This window comes from Saccharopolyspora flava, from assembly GCF_900116135.1.
Lineage (GTDB): Bacteria > Actinomycetota > Actinomycetes > Mycobacteriales > Pseudonocardiaceae > Saccharopolyspora > Saccharopolyspora flava.
The window spans coordinates 188,672-206,941 of record NZ_FOZX01000008.1; the positions used below are offsets into that span (position 1 = coordinate 188,672).

At 70.4% G+C, this 18,270-nt stretch carries 16 protein-coding genes; 4 read left to right on the forward strand and 12 right to left on the reverse strand.

Going from position 1 to position 18,270, the window contains the following annotated elements:
• Window positions 1–317: 317 nt before the first annotated feature.
• From BM424_RS21685 to BM424_RS21715, 7 genes are all read right to left on the reverse strand, one after another.
• A complete protein-coding gene (locus tag BM424_RS21685; protein ID WP_217649790.1) occupies window positions 318–1,253 on the reverse strand; it encodes a nucleotidyl transferase AbiEii/AbiGii toxin family protein in 936 nt (311 codons plus the stop codon).
• Entirely contained in the window at window positions 1,250–1,792 is a 543-nt protein-coding gene (locus tag BM424_RS21690) for a type IV toxin-antitoxin system AbiEi family antitoxin domain-containing protein (RefSeq protein WP_093421105.1), read from the reverse strand. Before BM424_RS21690 ends, BM424_RS21685 begins: the two co-directional genes overlap by 4 nt.
• Before the next feature lie 136 nt (window positions 1,793–1,928).
• Window positions 1,929–2,537: a nicotinate-nucleotide adenylyltransferase gene (gene nadD / locus BM424_RS21695; protein ID WP_093421107.1), complete on the reverse strand. Its 609-nt coding sequence runs from the start codon at window positions 2,535–2,537 to the stop codon at window positions 1,929–1,931.
• Between the two features lie 305 nt (window positions 2,538–2,842).
• Complete coding sequence (locus BM424_RS21700; protein ID WP_093421110.1) at window positions 2,843–3,064, reverse strand: ferredoxin; 222 nt, start codon at window positions 3,062–3,064, stop codon at window positions 2,843–2,845.
• 28 nt (window positions 3,065–3,092) lie between these two features.
• Window positions 3,093–4,301, reverse strand: coding sequence for a cytochrome P450 (locus BM424_RS21705; protein ID WP_093421112.1), 1,209 nt, complete (start codon window positions 4,299–4,301; stop codon window positions 3,093–3,095).
• 83 nt (window positions 4,302–4,384) lie between these two features.
• A complete protein-coding gene (locus BM424_RS21710) occupies window positions 4,385–4,966 on the reverse strand; it encodes a TetR/AcrR family transcriptional regulator (protein WP_093421115.1) in 582 nt (193 codons plus the stop codon).
• Window positions 4,967–4,968: 2 nt separating this feature from the next.
• Window positions 4,969–6,297: a glutamate-5-semialdehyde dehydrogenase gene (locus BM424_RS21715; protein ID WP_093421117.1), complete on the reverse strand. Its 1,329-nt coding sequence runs from the start codon at window positions 6,295–6,297 to the stop codon at window positions 4,969–4,971.
• Window positions 6,298–6,497: 200 nt separating this feature from the next.
• Here BM424_RS21715 and BM424_RS21720 point away from each other — a divergent pair, with 200 nt between their 5' ends.
• Window positions 6,498–8,618 carry a RecQ family ATP-dependent DNA helicase gene (locus BM424_RS21720; protein WP_093421120.1) on the forward strand — a complete coding sequence of 707 codons (2,121 nt, stop codon included), beginning with the start codon at window positions 6,498–6,500 and terminating at the stop codon, window positions 8,616–8,618.
• Here BM424_RS21720 and BM424_RS21725 read toward each other — a convergent pair.
• The gene (locus tag BM424_RS21725) at window positions 8,596–10,185 is read right to left on the reverse strand and encodes a DUF885 domain-containing protein (protein ID WP_093421122.1); all 1,590 of its coding nucleotides are present in this window, start codon (window positions 10,183–10,185) and stop codon (window positions 8,596–8,598) included. The two genes, BM424_RS21720 and BM424_RS21725, sit on opposite strands and share 23 nt — an antisense overlap.
• Before the next feature lie 137 nt (window positions 10,186–10,322).
• Between BM424_RS21725 and BM424_RS21730 the strand changes: the two genes are divergently transcribed.
• Window positions 10,323–11,594: an MFS transporter gene (locus BM424_RS21730; RefSeq protein ID WP_093421125.1), complete on the forward strand. Its 1,272-nt coding sequence runs from the start codon at window positions 10,323–10,325 to the stop codon at window positions 11,592–11,594.
• A 36-nt stretch (window positions 11,595–11,630) separates the two neighbouring features.
• On the opposite strand, the gene proB is transcribed toward BM424_RS21730, so the two are convergent.
• From proB to rplU, 4 genes are all read right to left on the reverse strand, one after another.
• The gene (proB, locus tag BM424_RS21735) at window positions 11,631–12,746 is read right to left on the reverse strand and encodes a glutamate 5-kinase (RefSeq protein WP_093421127.1); all 1,116 of its coding nucleotides are present in this window, start codon (window positions 12,744–12,746) and stop codon (window positions 11,631–11,633) included.
• Window positions 12,743–14,242: a GTPase ObgE gene (gene obgE / locus BM424_RS21740; protein ID WP_093421369.1), complete on the reverse strand. Its 1,500-nt coding sequence runs from the start codon at window positions 14,240–14,242 to the stop codon at window positions 12,743–12,745. The genes proB and obgE overlap by 4 nt, the downstream gene beginning before the upstream one ends.
• Before the next feature lie 198 nt (window positions 14,243–14,440).
• A complete protein-coding gene (gene rpmA / locus BM424_RS21745) occupies window positions 14,441–14,698 on the reverse strand; it encodes a 50S ribosomal protein L27 (protein ID WP_093421130.1) in 258 nt (85 codons plus the stop codon).
• Between the two features lie 14 nt (window positions 14,699–14,712).
• The gene (gene rplU, locus BM424_RS21750; protein WP_093421132.1) at window positions 14,713–15,021 is read right to left on the reverse strand and encodes a 50S ribosomal protein L21; all 309 of its coding nucleotides are present in this window, start codon (window positions 15,019–15,021) and stop codon (window positions 14,713–14,715) included.
• A 443-nt stretch (window positions 15,022–15,464) separates the two neighbouring features.
• Between rplU and BM424_RS21755 the strand changes: the two genes are divergently transcribed.
• Both BM424_RS21755 and BM424_RS21760 read left to right on the forward strand, forming a co-directional pair.
• Complete coding sequence (locus BM424_RS21755) at window positions 15,465–17,165, forward strand: hypothetical protein (protein WP_093421135.1); 1,701 nt, start codon at window positions 15,465–15,467, stop codon at window positions 17,163–17,165.
• Entirely contained in the window at window positions 17,162–18,124 is a 963-nt protein-coding gene (locus BM424_RS21760; protein ID WP_093421137.1) for a glycosyltransferase family 2 protein, read from the forward strand. The genes BM424_RS21755 and BM424_RS21760 overlap by 4 nt, the downstream gene beginning before the upstream one ends.
• Window positions 18,125–18,270: the final 146 nt, after the last annotated feature.

Here is an 18,270-nt window from a genome sequence, read left to right on the forward strand (position 1 = left end):
CTTACGCTTGCGTGCATGCCTCACACGCTGCGATAGCGGCGCCGTTCAGCGAGTCCGACGTGACCCATCTTTTGCCGTCATCCGCGGCCAATCTTGTACTAGGCGTTGACCATCGGCGTCTATGAAGATTGCCGCATGGCTGACGATCCCGACAAGAACGAGGTAAAGGACCAGGAGCATGACCAGCTACAAAAAATGAGCGGGAGGTGAGGCCGGAACTCCGGATGGTGCGGAATCTGCTCAGTCCCGCATGGTTCAGCGGCGGGCAGTCGCGCCGGCCGTCGCCCCGATGGTCAGTCCAAAAGTCAGTGTTTTGTTCATGCCTGCTGCGACGCGCCTGGGTGGGCAGCCGCATCGATCGATGCGATCGCGCGTTCGAACCATTCGCGAGCCAAGTCGATGCTTTCCAGCACTGGCGAGGTACCGTCGATCTCTGTTTCTTCCCGGGATTCGAGGTAAGCGAGTTCCCATCCGTCCATAGCCCGCAGAGGCAATGGCGGCCATTCTTGGGCGCGACGGAACGCGAACGTTCGGAGGCAGAACTCCCTCACGACTGGGAGTTCAGGGCCGGCCTGCCACAGGAGCTGCAGATCCACCAGGTCGTGGGCACGTTCGTAATAGCGATCCGTGATGGCGTGGATCTTCTGGGCGATCTGGTACTCCAAGTCGATCAATTCCACTGGGTGGACCTCACCGAAACCGAAACGCGCACTCAATTCGGCGAGGTCCGCGTCGACGGCGCGGCGTGTGTGCGCATGCGGTTCGATCTCAGGATCAGACACCTCCACATCAAGAGCCGCCCAGACCTTGCCCAGGAAAGACAGCGTGACCTTGTAGGGGTGTATCACATATTGGGGCTGCTGGAGACCCGGATCGTGGAGCGATTGAGGCTTCAGGGTCGCAGAGAACGCCACACGATCCGGCGCGTCTGGGTTCTGACGCAGTGCGCCCTTGGACGCAGGAACCGTGCCCCATCCCTGCTCCAGGCGCGCGCGGAACTCCTGCTCGAAGGGTTCACCTCGCTGCCGGGTGGACACGTCCAGATCCGCCGTCGCACGGGTGCCCGTCTCGCCCATTCGTAGCTTGACGCCCATCCCGCCCTTGATCGCGACGGCATCGGGAAGCATCTGGGACACGATGAGGGTGCAGAGCATGCGGCGCACGCGCGCGCTGGGCACCCCGAGATCGCGGGATACCTCCTCGACCCGGGCGTTCAGCTGCGCGATTGTCAGTGGCGCGAAGGCGGAGCTCACCTAACGTGCTCCTTCCAGCTCCTCAGCTCTGCGACTTCGCGATCGTCGATCAATTCACGTCGGTGCGCTTGATCGACGAGCACCCTCCAGCGTTCCACCGGCATCCTGTCGAACACATCCTTCAAAGCACGCCGCACGGTGGTGGCGGGGATGCCCTCGTGCTGCGTCAGTTCCTCATCTGCGATATCCGCACGGACTTCGAGGTCAACCCAATCCGGGAGAGTCCTACGCACCCGGCGACGGCTGGCTACCCTGATACGGCGTGGATTGAACTGCCCAAGTCTCAGTACGTCCAGGACTGCTTCGCGATGCAGAAATGCCCCGTCGCCGGCTAGCGCTGCCGCTACTGCCGACTGAGTCAGCTCATCGGGTGGGATATCCCGATGTACATATACACCCTTGCCATACGGCCTCAGAGCACCGCGATGCGCGAGCTTGCGCACCTCCACGGCAGGCACGCCGACGTCTTCGGCCTCAAGGACGGTTACCACGCCGTGGTTCTCCGCAGCGATCTCCCACAGGTCACGCCGATAACCCATGACTCACCCCTAACGCCGTCAAAAGCGTACCACTTACGGTACGGTATCGACATTTCGCAGGGCGACGGACCGCGAGTGAGCCCAACCCCCTCCACGCCAGGTGATGCTTTGGGTGCGTCTTCGGGCGTTCTCCCCGCTAAGGACCCCACTCGGGTGGGGTTTCGCGGTAGAGGCCGCGTTTGGTGATGTACTGGACGATTCCGTCGGGGACCAGGTACCAGACCGGGAGGCCCGCTCGGACGCGGTCCCGGCAGCCGGTGGAGGAGATCGCCATCGCCGGGATCTCCACCAGGGACACCGAGCCGTCCGGCAGGTGCGCGCTGTTGAGCGAGTAGCCGGGGCGCGTCACGCCGATGAAGTGGGCGAGCTCGAACATCTCCTCGACGCGGTGCCAGGACAGGATCTGCTCCAGGGCGTCGGCACCGGTGATGAAGTACAGGTCCGCGTCCGGGAACTCCTCGTGGAGGTCCTTGAGCGTGTCGGCCGTGTAGGTCGGGCCCTTGCGGTCGACGTCCACCCGGCTGACCAGGAACCGCGGGTTGGACGCGGTCGCGATCACGGTCATCAGGTAGCGGTCCTCGGCCGGCGAGACGACCTCGTGGCTCTTCTGCCACGGTTGCCCGGTGGGCACGAAGATCACCTGTTCGAGGCCGAACTGCGCCTGCACTTCGCTGGCGGCCACGAGGTGGCCGTGATGAATGGGATCGAAGGTGCCACCCATGACCCCGATCCGGCGTCGAGACATAGCTGACAACCCTAGATAAGCATCACGACCAGGCACGTCAGCGGGGCGCTCGGGGGTGTCGGAGGACACGGTCCCGGCGTGGACTCCCCTCAAACCCCACGCCGGGCCCCGCGGCTGACCACGAGGCCCGGTCCAGGCTCCCCCCTCGACCGGGCCCCGCAGCCCTGCACGAACCTCGGCGGCTGGGGGCCACCTCGGTTCGCGGGCGCTGCCTCTCGGGCGCGCACGGGTGAGACCCGCGCGCTTCGGGATTCATGACGTGAATTCTGAAGTGACCTGAGTCACATCCACATCACTCGTTGCGGTCATTCCTCGGGGGCGACGACCTTCCCGGTCTCGACGTCCTTGACCAGGATCGCCTCCACCGGGCACGACTCCGCCGCGTCCACGACGTCGTCGGACGGCTCGGTCCGGTCCTGCAGCGCGGTCGAGTAGCCCTCGACCAGCTCGAAGTGGTCCGGGGCGACCCCAGCGCACATGCCCGACCCGATGCAGGTGTTCGCGTCGATCTCGATCGACCAGCTCATCAGTCCACCTTCTTCCCTATGAGCGAGATCACTCGCCACCTTGCCACGACAGCACCATCCGCTGAGGCCCCCGCACCAGCAGACCGGTCTTCCAGTCCACGTCCTCCTCCGGCGAGTGCGCGAAGTCCAGACCGGGCAGCCGGGTGAGCAGGGTGCGCAACGCGACCTGCAGCTCCAGCCGGGCCAGCTGAGCGCCCAGGCAGTGGTGCGGGCCGTGCCCGAACCCGACGTGCGAGGCCTCCGCGCGAGCCAGGTCGAGGGACTCCGGGCCGTCGAAGACGGACTCGTCGCGGTTGGCGGACCCGACGCTGGACAGCACCGGCTCACCGGCGCGGACCAGCACGCCGCCGACCTCGACGTCCTCGATCGCGTACCGCGCGAACCCCGCGCCCACGCCCAGCGGCACGAAGCGCAGCAGCTCCTCCACGGCCGACGGGACCAGGTCCAGATCGGCCCGCAGCGCCTCCAGCTGCTCGGGGTGGGTCAGCAGCACGTGGAGGAAGTTGGGGATCTGCGACGCGGTCGTCTCGTGGCCCGCGACCAGGATTCCGGCGGCCAGCCGGACCATCTCGTCCTCGGTGAGCTTGTCCTGCTCGTCGCGGGCGGCGATGAGGCCGGTGATCAGGTCGTCAGCGGGCTCGGCGCGACGCTGGGCGATCAGACCGGCGATGTAGTCCATCATCCGGTCCATGTAGTCGCTGGTCTGCTCGGCGGTGAGCTTGTTGGTGGACAGGAACGCGTCCGACCACACCCGGAAGTCCGCGCGATCGGCGAAGGGCACGCCGAGCAGCTCGCAGATCACCGTGATGGGCAGCGGCAGCGCGAACTCCTCGACGAGGTCGGCCGGGCCGCCCCGCTCGATCATGCCGCTGACCAGCTCGTCGGCGATGTCCTGGGTGCGCGGGCGCAGCTTCTCTACCCGGCGCTGGGTGAAGGCCTTGGCGACCAGGCGGCGCAGCCGGGTGTGATCCGGCGGGTCCATGCTCAGGATCCCGCCGGTCGGCTTGGCCGGCCGCATGCGCGGCTCGTCGCGGCGGAGGACCTCGGCGCGGCTGAAGCGCGGGTCGCCCAGGACGAGTTTGACGTCCTCGTAGCGGGTGGCCAGCCAGGCCTCCTCGCCGTAGGGCAGCTTGACCCGGCTCAGCGGCTCCTGCTCGCGCAACCGGGCGTAGATCGGGTCGAGGTCGAGCGCCTCGGCGACGTTGAACGGGTAGGTCCTCGGCTCCGTGGTGGTCATGCGCAGCTCCCGGCAGACAGCGGTTGTAAGCACTCGCTTACAACATCACGCTACGCCCGGGAAAACCGCTGCGCACGCCCTGATCAGCGATCGCCCGAAAGGTCCGTTCGCTCCAGGATCGCGGATGCGGCGCGGGAGACGTAGCGGACGATGTCGTCCGGGTCGGCCTCCACCAGAGGGCTCTTGCCCAGCACCGAGCGGACCATGCCGATGCCGAACACCCACGCCAGCACGAGGTCCGCCCGCAACATCGCGTCGTCGGCGTCGGTGAGCTCGGCGAGCCGCTCGGTGTAGCGGGCACCGAGCTCGCCGCGCAGCATCTCGGCCGCCCGCTCGTCGCTCCACGAGCGCAGCATCGCCACCAGCGGGTGCTCGCCGTTGGGCTGAGCGCTGTCGATCAGGTTCAGCAGCAGCTGCCGCGGCAGCTCCTCGGCGGAGAGCTCCGCGACCACCTGCTCGCTGTTGCGGGTCAGCACCGCCGCGAACAGCTCCTGCTTGGACCCGAAGTAGCGGAACAGCAGCGCCTGGTTCGCGCCGGCTCGGGCCGCGACGTCGCGCACCGTCGTCGCGCTGAAGCCGCGCTCGGTGAACAGCTCCGAGGCGGCGTTCAGCAGTGCTTCCTTCGTGGCCGCGGAGTCGCGCTTGCGTCGCGGCGCCTGCGTCAAGTTCAGCTCCCCGGCTTGGCCGGAGCCGAGCCCGGCCGCACGTGGCCGTCGCCGTGGGCGATCCACTTGGTGGAGGTCAGCTCGGGCAGGCCCATCGGGCCGCGCGCGTGCAGCTTCTGGGTGGAGATGCCGATCTCGGCGCCCATCCCGAACTCCCCGCCGTCCGTGAACGCGGTGCTGGCGTTGACCATGACCGCGGCCGCGTCGACCTGCGCGGTGAACTGCTGAGCGGAGCGGACGTCGCTGGTCACGATGGCCTCGGTGTGCCCGGAGCCGTGCTCGCGGATGTGCTCGATCGCGGCGGGCATCGAGTCCACGACGGCGGCGGCGATGTCCAGCGACAGGTACTCGGTGTCCCAGTCCTCGTCGGTGACCGGCACGACGTTCGCACCGCCCACGGCCACCACTCGCTCATCGCCGTGCACCGTGACCCCCGCCTCGCCCAGCTCGGCGATCGCGCGCGGCAGGAACTCCTCGGCGATGTCGGCGTGCACCAGGAACGTCTCGGCAGCGTTGCACACGCTGGGGCGGCGGGCCTTGGAGTTGAGCAGGATGCGCAGCGCCACGTCGATCTCGGCGCTGGAGTCGACGTAGACGTGGCAGTTGCCCACACCGGTCTCGATCGCCGGGACCGTGGACTGCTCGACGACCGCCGAGATCAGCCCGGCACCGCCGCGCGGGATGACCACGTCGACCAGGCCGCGCGCGGTGATCAGGTGGTGCACCGAGGCGCGGTCGTGGCAGGGCAGCAGCTGGACCGAGTCGGCGGGCAGGCCGTGCTCGGCGACGACGTCGCGCAGCACCGCCACCAGCGCCGTGTTGGAGGCCTCCGCCGACGACGAGCCGCGCAGCAGCACCGCGTTGCCCGACTTCAGGGTCAGCCCGGCGGCGTCGACCGTCACGTTCGGACGCCCCTCGTAGACGATGCCGACCACGCCGAGCGGCACCCGCACCTGGCGCAGCTGGACGCCGTTGGGCAGCACCTGACCGCGCAGCACCTCCCCCACCGGGTCCGGCAGGCCGGCGACGGTGCGCAGGCCGTCGGCCATCGCCTCGATGCGTCCGGTGCTCAGGCTCAGCCGGTCGATCATGGCCTCGGCGGTGCCCGACTCGCGGGCGGCGGTCACGTCGCGCTCGTTGGCCTCCAGCACCTCCGGGGCGCGTTCGACCAGCTCGTCGGCCATCGCGTGCAGCAGCGCGTCCTTGGTGCCGCGCGTGGCCTGCGCCAGCTCGGCGGCGGCCCCGCGCGCCCGGCGCGCGGCCTCGCGCACCTGTTCGCGCAGCTCGTCGCCGGTGGCCCTGTCAGAGGTGGGGAACTCGATGACGGTCACTCCACCAGCCTAATCCGTCCCGGCAACGCATTTCCCGATCCTCGCGGCAACGTGACCGGCTGCTCCGCCAACCCCCTGATCCGGAAGTCGGTCAGCCGCTCCCGGCGAAGCGGTCGCGGAGTGGTGGGCGAAGGCGGTCCCGACACGCCCGCGCGGCCCCGGGCGTGGCTGGTCGGGGACGTCCGGTAGGAATTCGGGTCGTGGACGAAGAAGCGCTGCGGGAACTCGCCGAGGAACGACTCCGCGCACTGGCCGGCCCCGACGCCGCGCTGCGCGAGGACCAGTGGGCGGCGATCCGCGCGCTGGTGCTCGAACGCCGCCGCGCGCTGGTCGTGCAGCGCACCGGCTGGGGCAAGTCGGCCGTGTACTTCATCGCGACCGCGCTGCTGCGCGAGCTCGGCGAGGGGCCGACCGTGATCGTCTCGCCGCTGCTGGCGCTGATGCGCAACCAGGTCGCCGCCGCGGCCAACGCCGACGTGCACGCCGCCACCATCAACTCGGCCAACCCCGAGGAGTGGAACGACGTCGAGGAGCGCATGGCCTCCGGCGAGGTGGACGTGCTGCTGGTCAGCCCGGAACGGCTGAACAACCCCGACTTCCGCGACACGATCCTGCCCGAGCTCACCCAGAGCGCCGGACTGCTGGTGGTCGACGAGGCGCACTGCATCTCCGACTGGGGCCACGACTTCCGCCCCGACTACCGGCGGCTGCGCACCCTGCTCACCGAGCTGCCCGAGGGCGTGCCGGTGCTGGCCACCACGGCCACCGCCAACGACCGGGTCGTCGCCGACGTCTCCGAGCAGCTCGGCGTCGGCGGCGAGTTCACCGATCCGCAGGAGACGCTGGTGCTGCGCGGCACCCTCGATCGCGAGAGCCTGCGGCTCGGCGTGCTCCGGCTGCCCACCGCGCAAGCCCGGCTGGGCTGGCTCGCCGGACAGCTCAAGGAACTGCCGGGTTCCGGGATCATCTACACGCTCACCGTCGCCGCCGCCCACGAGATCACCTCCTACCTGCGGGAGCAGGGCTACGAGGTGGCCGCGTACTCGGGCCGTACCGACCCGGCCGAGCGCGAGCAGGCCGAGGCCGACCTGCTCAACAACCGGGTCAAGGCGCTGGTGGCGACCTCCGCGCTGGGCATGGGTTTCGACAAGCCCGACCTGGGTTTCGTGGTGCACGTGGGGGCGCCGTCCTCGCCGATCGCCTACTACCAGCAGATCGGCCGCGCCGGTCGCGGTGTGCAGCGTGCCGAGGTGCTGCTGCTGCCCGGACCGGAGGACCGCGAGATCTGGAGCTACTTCGCGTCGCTGGCGTTCCCGCCGGAGCCGACGGTGCGCGCGGTGCTCGACGCGCTCACCGAGCACGGCAAGCTCTCCACCGCCGCCCTGGAACCGCACGTGGAGCTGGGCCGCAACCGGCTGGAGATGGTGCTCAAGGTCCTCGACGTCGACGGCGCGGTGCAGCGGGTCAAGGGCGGCTGGGAGGCCACCGGCGAGCCGTGGCACTACGACGCCGAGCGCTACCGGCGCATCGAGGTCGAGCGGCAGGCCGAGCAGCAGGCGATGCTCGACTACCAGGCGACCACGTCCTGCCGGATGGAGTTCCTGCGCCGCCAGCTCGACGACCCGCACGCCGAGCCGTGCGGGCGCTGCGACAACTGCACAGGCTCCGGCTACTCCGCCGAGGTCGACGAGCAGGCCGTGCAGCAGGCGCAGGAGCGGTTGCAGCGGCCGGGCGTGGACATCGCGCCGCGCAAGATGTGGCCGAGCGGCATGTCCGCGCTGGGCGTGGAGGTCTCCGGCAAGCTCCCGGCCGACGAGCAGACCACGACCGGCCGCGCGGTCGGCAGGCTCACCGACATCGGCTGGGGCAACCGGCTGCGCGAACTGCTGGCCACCGGAGCACCCGACCAGGAGCTGCCGGACGACCTGTTCCAGGCCGCGATCAAGGTGCTGGCCGCGTGGGAGTGGGAGCGGCGCCCGGTCGGCGTCGTGGCGCTCGGTTCGCGGACGCGGCCGAAGCTGGTGCGCAGCCTGGCCGAACGCATCGCCGGGATCGGGCGGTTGCCGCTGCTCGGCGAGGTCCTGACGAACCCGAACACGACGCCGAACCGCGCGACCAACAGCGCGCAGCGGGTGGCGTCGCTGTGGCGGCAGTTCAAGCTCGACGACGAGCTGGCGGGCGCGCTGTCCGGCCTGGACGGACCGGTGCTGCTGATGGACGACTACGCCGACACCGGTTGGACCGCAACGGTCGTCGGCCGCATGCTCCGCCAGGCCGGTGCGCCGGAGGTGCTGCCGTTCACCCTCGCCTCGACCAGCTAGCCACCTCGCGGGCCAGCGCCGACAGCGGCAGCGGGCCGGTGGCCAGCACCCCGTCGTGGAACGCGCGCAGGTCGACCCCGGCCTGCGCGCGCAACCGCTGGAACTCCAGGCGCCCCACCATGTACGAGAGGGCCTGGCCGGGACTCTCGATGTAGCGGTCGGTTTCGCTCTGGACCTCCACCTCGGCGGTGGGAGTGCGGGCGCGCAGGAAGTCCACGACCTGCTGCCGGGTCCAGCCGAACGCGTGCAGCCCGGTGTCGACGACGAGCCGGGCGGCCCGCGCGGAGTCCATCGCGAGCATCCCCAACCTGCTGAGATCGTCGCTGTAGAGCCCGATCTCGTCGGCGAGCCGCTCGGCGTAGAGGCCCCAGCCCTCGATGTAGGCGTTGAAACCGGCGACCTTGCGGATCATCGGGACGTCGGTGAGCTGCTGGGCGAGGCTGATCTGGAAGTGGTGCCCGGGAACGGCCTCGTGGAACGCCAGCGGCTCGGCGAGGAACCGGGGCCGCTGCTCGGCGGCGTGGGTGTTGGCGAAGTACGTGCCCGGCCGCGAACCGTCGATCGGGCCCGGCAGGTAGGCGCCGCCCACGGCGTCGGGGGCCTGGTCCTCCGGGAAGGGCGAGACGCGGCAGCGCTGCGCCGGGGTCCGGCCGAACCACTGCGGCGCGACCTCTTCCGCCCTGCTCACAGCGGTTCTCGCGGCGTCGAGGAGTTCCTGCCCGCTGGACCAGTACAGCGCCGGGTCGGTGCGCATCCGGTGCCGGATGTCGGCGACGTCGCGCAGGCCGAAGACGCGGGAGCCGATCTCGGCGTACTCCTCGTCGAGCTCCGCCAGCAGCTCCAGACCGGTCCGGTGCAGTTCCTCGGGGGTGCGCTCGGTCGTGGTGTGCATCCTGACCAGCGACGCGTAGGTCCGCTCCCCGTCCGGCAGGAAGCAGAGGCCCGGCTCGTCGTCGGAACGTCCGGGCAGGTCCCGCAGGACCTCGCGGTAGGCCGCGAACGCGGGCCGGATCCGCTCCTCCAGCAGGCGATTCCGCTCGTCCTCCGAGGTCAGCGGTGGCTTGCGCAGCGGATCGCGCTGCGGCGCCGACAGGTGCGCGTCGACGTGCTCGATCGCCACCCGGACCCGGCGGGCGACCGGGAGCCGTCCCGCCCGCGCCCCGTCGAGGTGCCGCTGCCCGCTGCGGGCGAGGAAATCGGGGATCGCCGCCAGCAGGCGCAGGAAATCCCGCTCCTGCTCTGGGGTTTGGGGGCGCTGCTCCGGCACCATCTCCAGGACCCTGCTCAGCGGGGAGACCGCCGAGTCGTGCATCGTGTGCTCGACCAGCCGGGACTCGACGCGGGTGGCCACGCCCTCGGCCACGGCGATCACCACCTCGCTGGTGAGGTCGTCACCGTCGCGCGCCTCCGCCGCGATGCGCGAGGCTCGGGCGCGCAGGTCGGACTCGGCGTCCTCCCGGGGATCGGGGAGCCTGCCTGCCGTGCCGGGCAGGCCCTGCAGCAGCTCGTCGAGCGGGTTCTCCTCGATCAGCACGTCGAGGATGTCGTCGGCCACGTCGCGCGTCATCCGGGCAGTGTGGCGCAGAACCGGGGGCATCTCATCCGAATTTCTGCCGTTCCACATCGTATTCGGATCTTTCGCCCTCCCGGTCGAGCGCTTACCGTGTCGGCACCTCGATTCCCGGGTGCGATGTGGAGGGTGCGATGTCCCAGGACGAAGCGGTGGCGCACGAGCTGCCGGTCCGGACGCTGGTCGCGGCCAGCATCGGCAACGCCATCGAGTGGTACGACTGGACGATCTACACCGCGTTCAGCGTGTACTTCGCCTCCGCGTTCTTCCCCGGCGAGTGGGCGCTGATCAACACGCTGGCCACGTTCGCGCTCGCGTTCTTCTTCCGCCCGCTCGGCGGCTGGCTGCTCGGGCGCTTCGCCGACCTGCGAGGGCGCAAGACCGCCATGCTGCTGACGATCTCGCTGATGGCCGGCGGATCGCTGATCATCGGCGTCCTGCCGACCTTCGAGAGCATCGGCTGGCTCGCGGCCGTGCTGCTCGTGCTCGCCCGCATCGGCCAGGGACTCTCGCTCGGCGGTGAGGTCTCCAACGCCTCGGCCTACCTCGCCGAGATCGCGCCGCCGTCGCGTCGCGGCCGGTACTCGTCGTTCTTCTACATCTCCACCGGTGCCGCGCTGCTCATCGCCTCGCTGCTGGGGTACGCGCTGACCTCGGTGCTCAGCGAGGAGCAGCTGAGCGCCTACGGCTGGCGGATCCCGTTCATCATCGGCGGTGTCCTCGGGCTCATCGGGATGTGGTTGCGGCGCACCCTGAGCGAGACCGAGCAGTACGAGGAGAACAAGGCCAAGGCCGAGGCGCTGAAGAACCCGCTGCTGCTGACGCTGCGGCAGCACCCGAAGGCCGTCGGCCAGCTCGTCGGGTTCTCGATGCTCTCGACGCTGTGCTACTACACGTTCTTCAGCGCCCTGACGCCGTTCGCGGTGAAGAACCGCGGCGCCGACGCCACCGACGTGTTCCTGGCGCTGTCGATCGCCACCGCCCTGTTCATCGCCCTGCAGTACCCGATGGGTGCGGTCTCCGACCGCTACGGCCGCAAACCGCAGCTGCTGATCTGGTCGGCGGCCACCGCGATCCTCATCGTGCCGCTGTCATCGCTGGTCGGGCCGGGTCTGGGCGGGCTGCTGGTGGTGTTCTGCGTCGGCGTCGGCCTCTACAGCGCGATGACCTCGATCGCACCGGCGATCATGTCCGAGCTGTTCCCCACCGAGCTGCGCGGCCTGGGCATCGGCGCCTGGTACAACCTGACCGTCGCCGTCTTCGGCGGCACGGCGCCGCTGGTCATCCAGGCCTTCGCGAAGTTCGACCTGGCGACCGGGTTCTTCTACTACATCGCGATCGGGGCGGTGATCGCGTTCTTCGTCATCCGCACCCTTCCCGAGACCCGCAACACCGAACTCCGGTGATCGTGGGGTGGGGAAGTTTTCATGAAAACTTCCCCATCACCGCAACGCGACGAGATCATCGGCATGAACCACCTCACGGCGCTGCTCCGCGGGCAGCTCGTGGGTGGAGCGACCGATGAGCGTCGGCAACTCCTCGGCGTCGTAGGCGACGACGCCGCGCGCCACCACCGTGCCGGTGGGGTTGAGCAGTTCCACGACATCGCCGCTGTCGAAAGCGCCCTCCACGGCGGTGATCCCGGCCGCCAGCAACGAGCGACGGCGCTTGACCACCGCCGCCACGGCGCCGTCGTCGAGCCACAGCCTGCCGTTGGCGCCCGCGGCGTGGGCCAGCCAGAACCGACGGGCCGACAAGCGGTTCCCGGTGGCGGCGAAGGCGGTGCCGACGTCGGCCGGGCCCAGCGCGCTCGCGGCGTTGGCCGAGGAGGTCAGCAGCACCGGGATCCCCGAGGTGCAGGCGACCTTCGCCGCCGCGACCTTCGAGGCCATGCCCCCGGTGCCCAGGCCGGAGGCACCGGTGCTGCCCGCGTCCACGCCCTCCATGTCGGCGGCGCCGGTGACCTCGCGGATCACCTTCGCCCCGCCCTTGCGGGGATCGCCGTCGTAGAGCGCGTCCACATCGGACAGCAGGATCAGCGCGTCGGCCCCGACCAGGTGCGAGACCAGAGCGGCGAGCCGGTCGTTGTCGCCGAAGCGGATCTCGGTGGTGGCCACCGTGTCGTTCTCGTTGACCACCGGCACCACGCCCAGCCCGAGCAGCCGGTTCAGGGTGCGCTGGGCGTTGCGGTAGTTGCTGCGGCGCACCACGTCATCGGCGGTGAGCAGCACCTGCCCGACGGTGAGGTCGAAGCGGGCGAACGACTCCGCGTAGGCGTGCGCGAGCGCGAGCTGCCCGACCGACGCGGCGGCCTGCTGCGTGGCCAGGTCCTTGGGCCTGCGGCGCAACCCCATCGGGGCGATGCCCGCGGCGATGGCGCCCGAGGACACCAGCACGACCTGCCCGCCGGCGGCGACCCGCTTGGCGACCGTGTCCACCAGGACCGACAGCCGCTCGGCGTCCAGACCGCCCTCGGTGGTGGTCAGCGACGACGAACCGATCTTCACCACGATCCGCTGCGCGGCCGCGACGGCCTGCCGAGTCGCCGAGGGGCTCACTCGTCGTCCTCGTCCTCGCCGCCGACGTAGCGGCCGAACTCGTCGAGCCCGGTGCCGCGGCGCAGCTTCTTGGCGATCTTGCGATCGTGCGCCGAGACCCGGTCGTCGGTCTCCAGCCGCAGGTCGTGGCCGCGTCGGCCGAGCACGCTGGCCATCCCGGCCGGGGTGGTGGGCTCCCAGTCGAAGGTCATGGTGCCGATGGTGACCTGGCTGCCCGGCTCGGCGCCCTGCTTGGCCAGCGCGTCCTCCACGCCCAGCTTGGCCAGCCGGTCGGCGAGGAAGCCCACGGCCTCGCTGTTGTTGAAGTCGGTCTGCCGGATCCACCGCTCCGGCTTCTCGCCGCGCACGACGAAGGCGTCCTCGTCCTCCGGGTCGGGCTCGACGGTGAAACCGCCGTCGTCGACCGCGGTCGGCCGCACGACCACGCGCGCCGGTTCCGGCTCGGGCAGCGTCTCGCGGTAGCGCTCGACCTCGGCGCCCATCGCGAAGCTCAGCTCGCGCAGGCCCTCGCGGGAGGCCGTGGAGATCTCGAAGACCGGCCAGCCGCGCTCCTCGACCTCCGCGCGCACGAAGTCGGCGAGCTCGCGGGCCTCCGGCACGTCGATCTTGTTGAGCACGACCATGCGCGGGCGGTCGGCCAGGTCGGCCCCGCCGTGCTCGGCGGCCAGCGCCGGGGTGTACTCGGCGAGCTCGTTCTCCAGCGCGTCGATGTCGGAGATCGGGTCGCGGCCCGGCTCCAGCGTCGCGCAGTCCACGACGTGGACCAGCACCGCGCAGCGCTCGATGTGGCGCAGGAAGTCCAGGCCCAGACCGCGGCCCTGGCTGGCGCCCGGGATCAGGCCGGGCACGTCGGCGACGGTGAACACGGTCTCGCCCGCGGTGACCACACCCAGGTTCGGCACCAGGGTCGTGAACGGGTAGTCGGCGATCTTCGGCTTGGCGGCCGAGAGCACCGAGATCAGCGAGGACTTGCCGGCCGAGGGGAAGCCGAGCAGGCCGACGTCGGCGACCGACTTCAGCTCCAGCACCAGCTCCAGCTCGTCACCGGGCTCGCCCAGCAGCGCGAACCCGGGAGCCTTGCGGGCCTTGGACGCCAGCGCGGCGTTGCCCAGGCCGCCGCGACCACCGGCCGCCGCGATGAACGTGGTGCCCGGCCCGACCAGGTCGGCCAGCACCTCGCCGTCCGGGGACAGCACGACCGTGCCGTCCGGGACCGGCAGCACCAGGTCGTCGCCCTGCGCGCCGTTGCGGTGACCGCCCTTGCCGGGCTGGCCCTTCACCGCCTGCGCGTTGGGGCGGTAGTGGAAGTCGAGCAGGGTGTGCACGCCGGAGTCGACGACCAGCCGGACGTCGCCGCCCTTGCCGCCGTTGCCCCCGTCAGGACCGCCCAGCGGCTTGAACTTCTCCCTGTGCACCGAGGCGCAGCCATTTCCCCCGTCGCCTGCGGCGACGTTGATGGTCACGCGGTCGACGAACCGCGACACGAATGCCTCCAGGAAGATCAAGCCGAACGGGTGCCCGGCGGGTGTAGCTCTGGGTTCACGAGTGCGATGACGCTGAGTGCAACAGCCGAAGGGCGCTCGCGCTTCCCGACCGCAACGCGGGTCACCCCGGACAACACAAAGCGAGGGGCGGCCCGGACATGCCGGTTCCGCCCCTCGCCGGGAAGTTGCTGGCCTGCGTCGAGAGCCGGATCAGGCCTCGACCGGCTGCACGCTGACGGCCTTGCGGCCGCGGTAACGCCCGAACTCGACGGTACCGGCGGACAGCGCGAAGAGGGTGTCGTCGTTGCCGCGACCGACGTTCAGACCCGGGTGGAACTTGGTCCCACGCTGACGGATCAGGATCTCGCCGGCCTTGACGACCTGGCCGCCGTAGCGCTTCACCCCGAGGTACTTGGGGTTCGAGTCGCGGCCGTTCCGAGAGCTGGATGCGCCCTTCTTGTGTGCCATGACTACTCAGGTCCTCACTTGTTGATGCCGGTGACCTTCACGCGGGTCAGCTTCTGCCGGTGACCCTGGCGCTTCTGGTAGCCGGTCTTGTTCTTGAACTTGTGGATGCGGATCTTGGGGCCCTTGGTCTGCTCGACCAGCTCGCCGGTCACCGACACCTTGGCCAGCGCGTCGGCGTCGGTCGTGACGTCGGAGCCATCGACGACCAGAACCGCCGGGAGCGCGACCTCGGAGCCCAGCTCGCCCTCGAGCTTCTCGACCTGGACGACGTCCCCGACAGCCACCTTGTACTGCTTGCCGCCGGTCTTGACGATCGCGTACATGAGTCGGAAGTCTCCTGCTGCTCGGTTTCGCTAATTCACCAGTGTGCGGCGGACGTCCGCCCCTGCCGCGAAGGCCGGGGCTTCCTACCACGCCGCCGGTGCAGCGTCTCGGTGGGTTCCTGTCTCAGCAGCGAGGACCGCGCGAGCGACCGCACTCGAAACAGGCGTTTAATCTCTCCGCCCGTCCGGCGGCGAGAAGTTCTCACCCATCATACAGACCAGGTTTCCGTCCCCGATCGACCGGGGCCGTGTACCACCAGTGCGGATCCCGCGCTGACGGGCGAGCCGGAACAGCATAAGCGAGCTCACCCGGGCCCGGCGAACCGCCCCCGCCGAGGGGCCGCCGGTTGGCGGGTTCCGGCCGGATCCGCCCGTTCCGCCACCGCCATGACCTGCTCTTGCTACCGTCGGTGGCCGCTCGTGATGATCTAGGGAAACGCTCTGTGACTGACACCGCTACGGAGACCGGCCGTCCGGCCACCGCACCCCCGGCACCGGTCGCCCCGGGGCCGCTGCGGCGCTTCGGCCCGCCGCTGCTGATGCTGTCGGCGGTCGTCCCGCCGCTGATGATGCTGCGCGAGGTCCTGCGCTACCCGCAGATGCACTTCTACGACTACTGGTGGGTGCTGCTCGACATCACCGGCCCGGACGGCTCGCTGCGGCCCGAGGCGCTGCTGGGCTTCCGCAACGAGCACCCGTTCGTGCTGCCGAGCCTGCTGTTCTGGCTCAGCGCCCGGTTCGGCCACGGCCTCAACCAGCCGCTCGGGCTCGTGGTGCTCGCGATGGGCGTGGGCTGCGTGCTGCTGGTGCGGGCAATGCTGCCGGAGCACCTCGGCGCCTGGCAGCGCGCCGGTCTGGTCGCGGCGTCCTCGACGCTGGTGTTCAACCCGCACGGCATCCACAACTACGTGCGCTCGATGAGCGGTGCCTCCTGGATCCTGGCGATGCTGCTGGTGCTGGGCGCGCTGCTGGCGATGCACCGCGAGCACCGGGTGATCGCGGTGGTGCTGGGCCTGCTGGCCTCGATCAGCTACGGCACCTCGTTCGCGGTGTGGCCGGCGCTGGCGCTGGTGGCCCGGCTGCGCGGCGACCGGCGCAAGTGGATCGCGACGCCGCTGGTGGTCGGGGTCGTCGTGGTGGCGGCCTGGCTGGTGCTGCGCGGCCCGCAGGGCGGCGGCGGGAGCTCGCCGACCGACGATCCGGCGCAGGCGATGCTGGCCGGGCTGAGCATGCTCGGCATGGTGTGGACCGGCACCGAGCCCGCGATCGCGCTGCTGGCCGGGGTCGCCGGGATCGGCGTGCTGGTGCTGCACGCCCAGCAGAGCGAGGCCGAGCGCCGGGTCGCCGCGCCCTGGTGGGGGCTGGCGCTGTACGCGCTGGGCTGCGCGGTGATGATCTCCGGCTCGCGCGCGGCCTTCGGCGAGACCGCCGGGCTGCAGAGCCGCTACAACAGCATGACAGCGGCGCTGTGGATCGCGGTGCTGGTGATCGTCGTGGCCTGGGCCCGGTGGCCGCGGTTCCGGGCGGTCGCGGTCGGCGGCACGGTGCTGGCCACGGTCGCGCTCGGGGCGCCGATGGCGCAGAGCGTGCGGGCCGACGCGCCCAACCAGCAGCTGCTGGCGGTGGCCGCGCGGATCGGGCACCCCGACGCCTTCACCGACCGCTTCCCCTCGCCCGAGCAGCTGCTGCCGCGGCTGCGGGCGCTCGGGCACTACCCGTTCTCCCCCGAGTTCTCGCTGGGCTGCCCGGACGGGCTCACCGTCGGGGACCGGGTCAGCACCGCCGACTGGCGCACGCCCAGCGTCGACTCGCTGCGCGAACCCCGGCCGGACGGGCGCGACGTGGTGCTCAACGTCGAGACCGACCAGGTCCAGGGCGGGGCGCGGATGCTCAAGGGCTGGGCGATCTCCGGCATCGAACGCGCGCGCTGCGCGGCCGTGCTCGACCAGTCCGGCACCGTCGTCGGCGGCGGTGTCGTCGACATCCCGCGCTCCGACGCCGAGGCCGTCACGCCGGGCATCGAGAGCGGGCTCGGCTTCCAGGCCGTCGCACCCGCCCGGCCGGGCCCGCTGCGGGTGGCCTTCCAGTTCCCCGACGGCTGGTGGATCCGGCCGCTCACCGAGAAACCGCAGGTGGCGCGATGAGTGTCCCGGAAGTCTCGCTGCTGGCCCCGGCCAAGAACGAGCGCGACAGCCTCCCGCAGCTGTTCGCCGAGGTGCGGGAGGCGATGGCCGCCCAGCACCGCGAGTGGGAACTGGTGATCGTCGACGACGGCAGCACCGACGACAGCTGGCGGATCATCACCGAGCAGGCCGCGCAGGACCCCCGCATCCGCGGGATCCGGCTGCGCCGCAACTTCGGCAAGGCCGCGGCGCTGGCCGCCGGGGTCGCCGAGCTGCGCGGCGAGCTGATGGTCACCCTCGACGCCGACCTGCAGGACGACCCCGCCGAGATCCCCCGGCTGCTGGCCGAGCTCGACGACGGCGCCGACCTGGTCAGCGGGCACAAGGCCGAGCGCAAGGACCCGCTGGGCAAGCGGCTGCCGTCGAAGGTGTTCAACTGGGTCACCGGCCTGATCACCGGGCTGCGGCTGTCGGACCACAACTGCGGGCTCAAGGCCGCGCGCACCGAGGTCTACCGGCGGGTTCCGCTCTACGGCGAGCTGCACCGCTACATCCCGGCGCTGGCGCACCAGCTCGGCTACCGGGTCGTGGAGCGGACCGTGAACCACCGGCCCCGGCGGCACGGGGTGTCGAAGTACGGGCTGGAGCGCTACGCGCGCGGCGCGCTGGACCTGCTGACGGTGATGGCGCTGACCCGCTACGGGCGTCGTCCGGCGCACCTGTTCGGCGGACTCGGGATGATCGCGGGCACCCTCGGGACCGCTGTGCTGCTCTACCTCACCGGGGTCTGGTTGTTCACCCCGGAATCGATCGGAACCCGTCCACTTCTCACCTTGGGGATTCTGCTCGAGATCTTCGGTGTCCAGATGATCTCGCTGGGTCTTCTGGCCGAACTCGTGCTGCACCGGACGGGGCGCGAACACGACGTGACGGTGCTGGTCACCGAGCAAACCGGAATTTCCGAACACCACGCTTCGTGACCAAATATTTCAAATGGGAACACAGCGCGGTAACGAGAAACCGACAAGGCCTTTGCCCATTACCTGACGCATTTGCGAAATAGTGCGGGGGGCGGCAGAACACACCCCGTCATCGCCCGTAGGGTCTCCCCCGTGCAGCAAGAGTC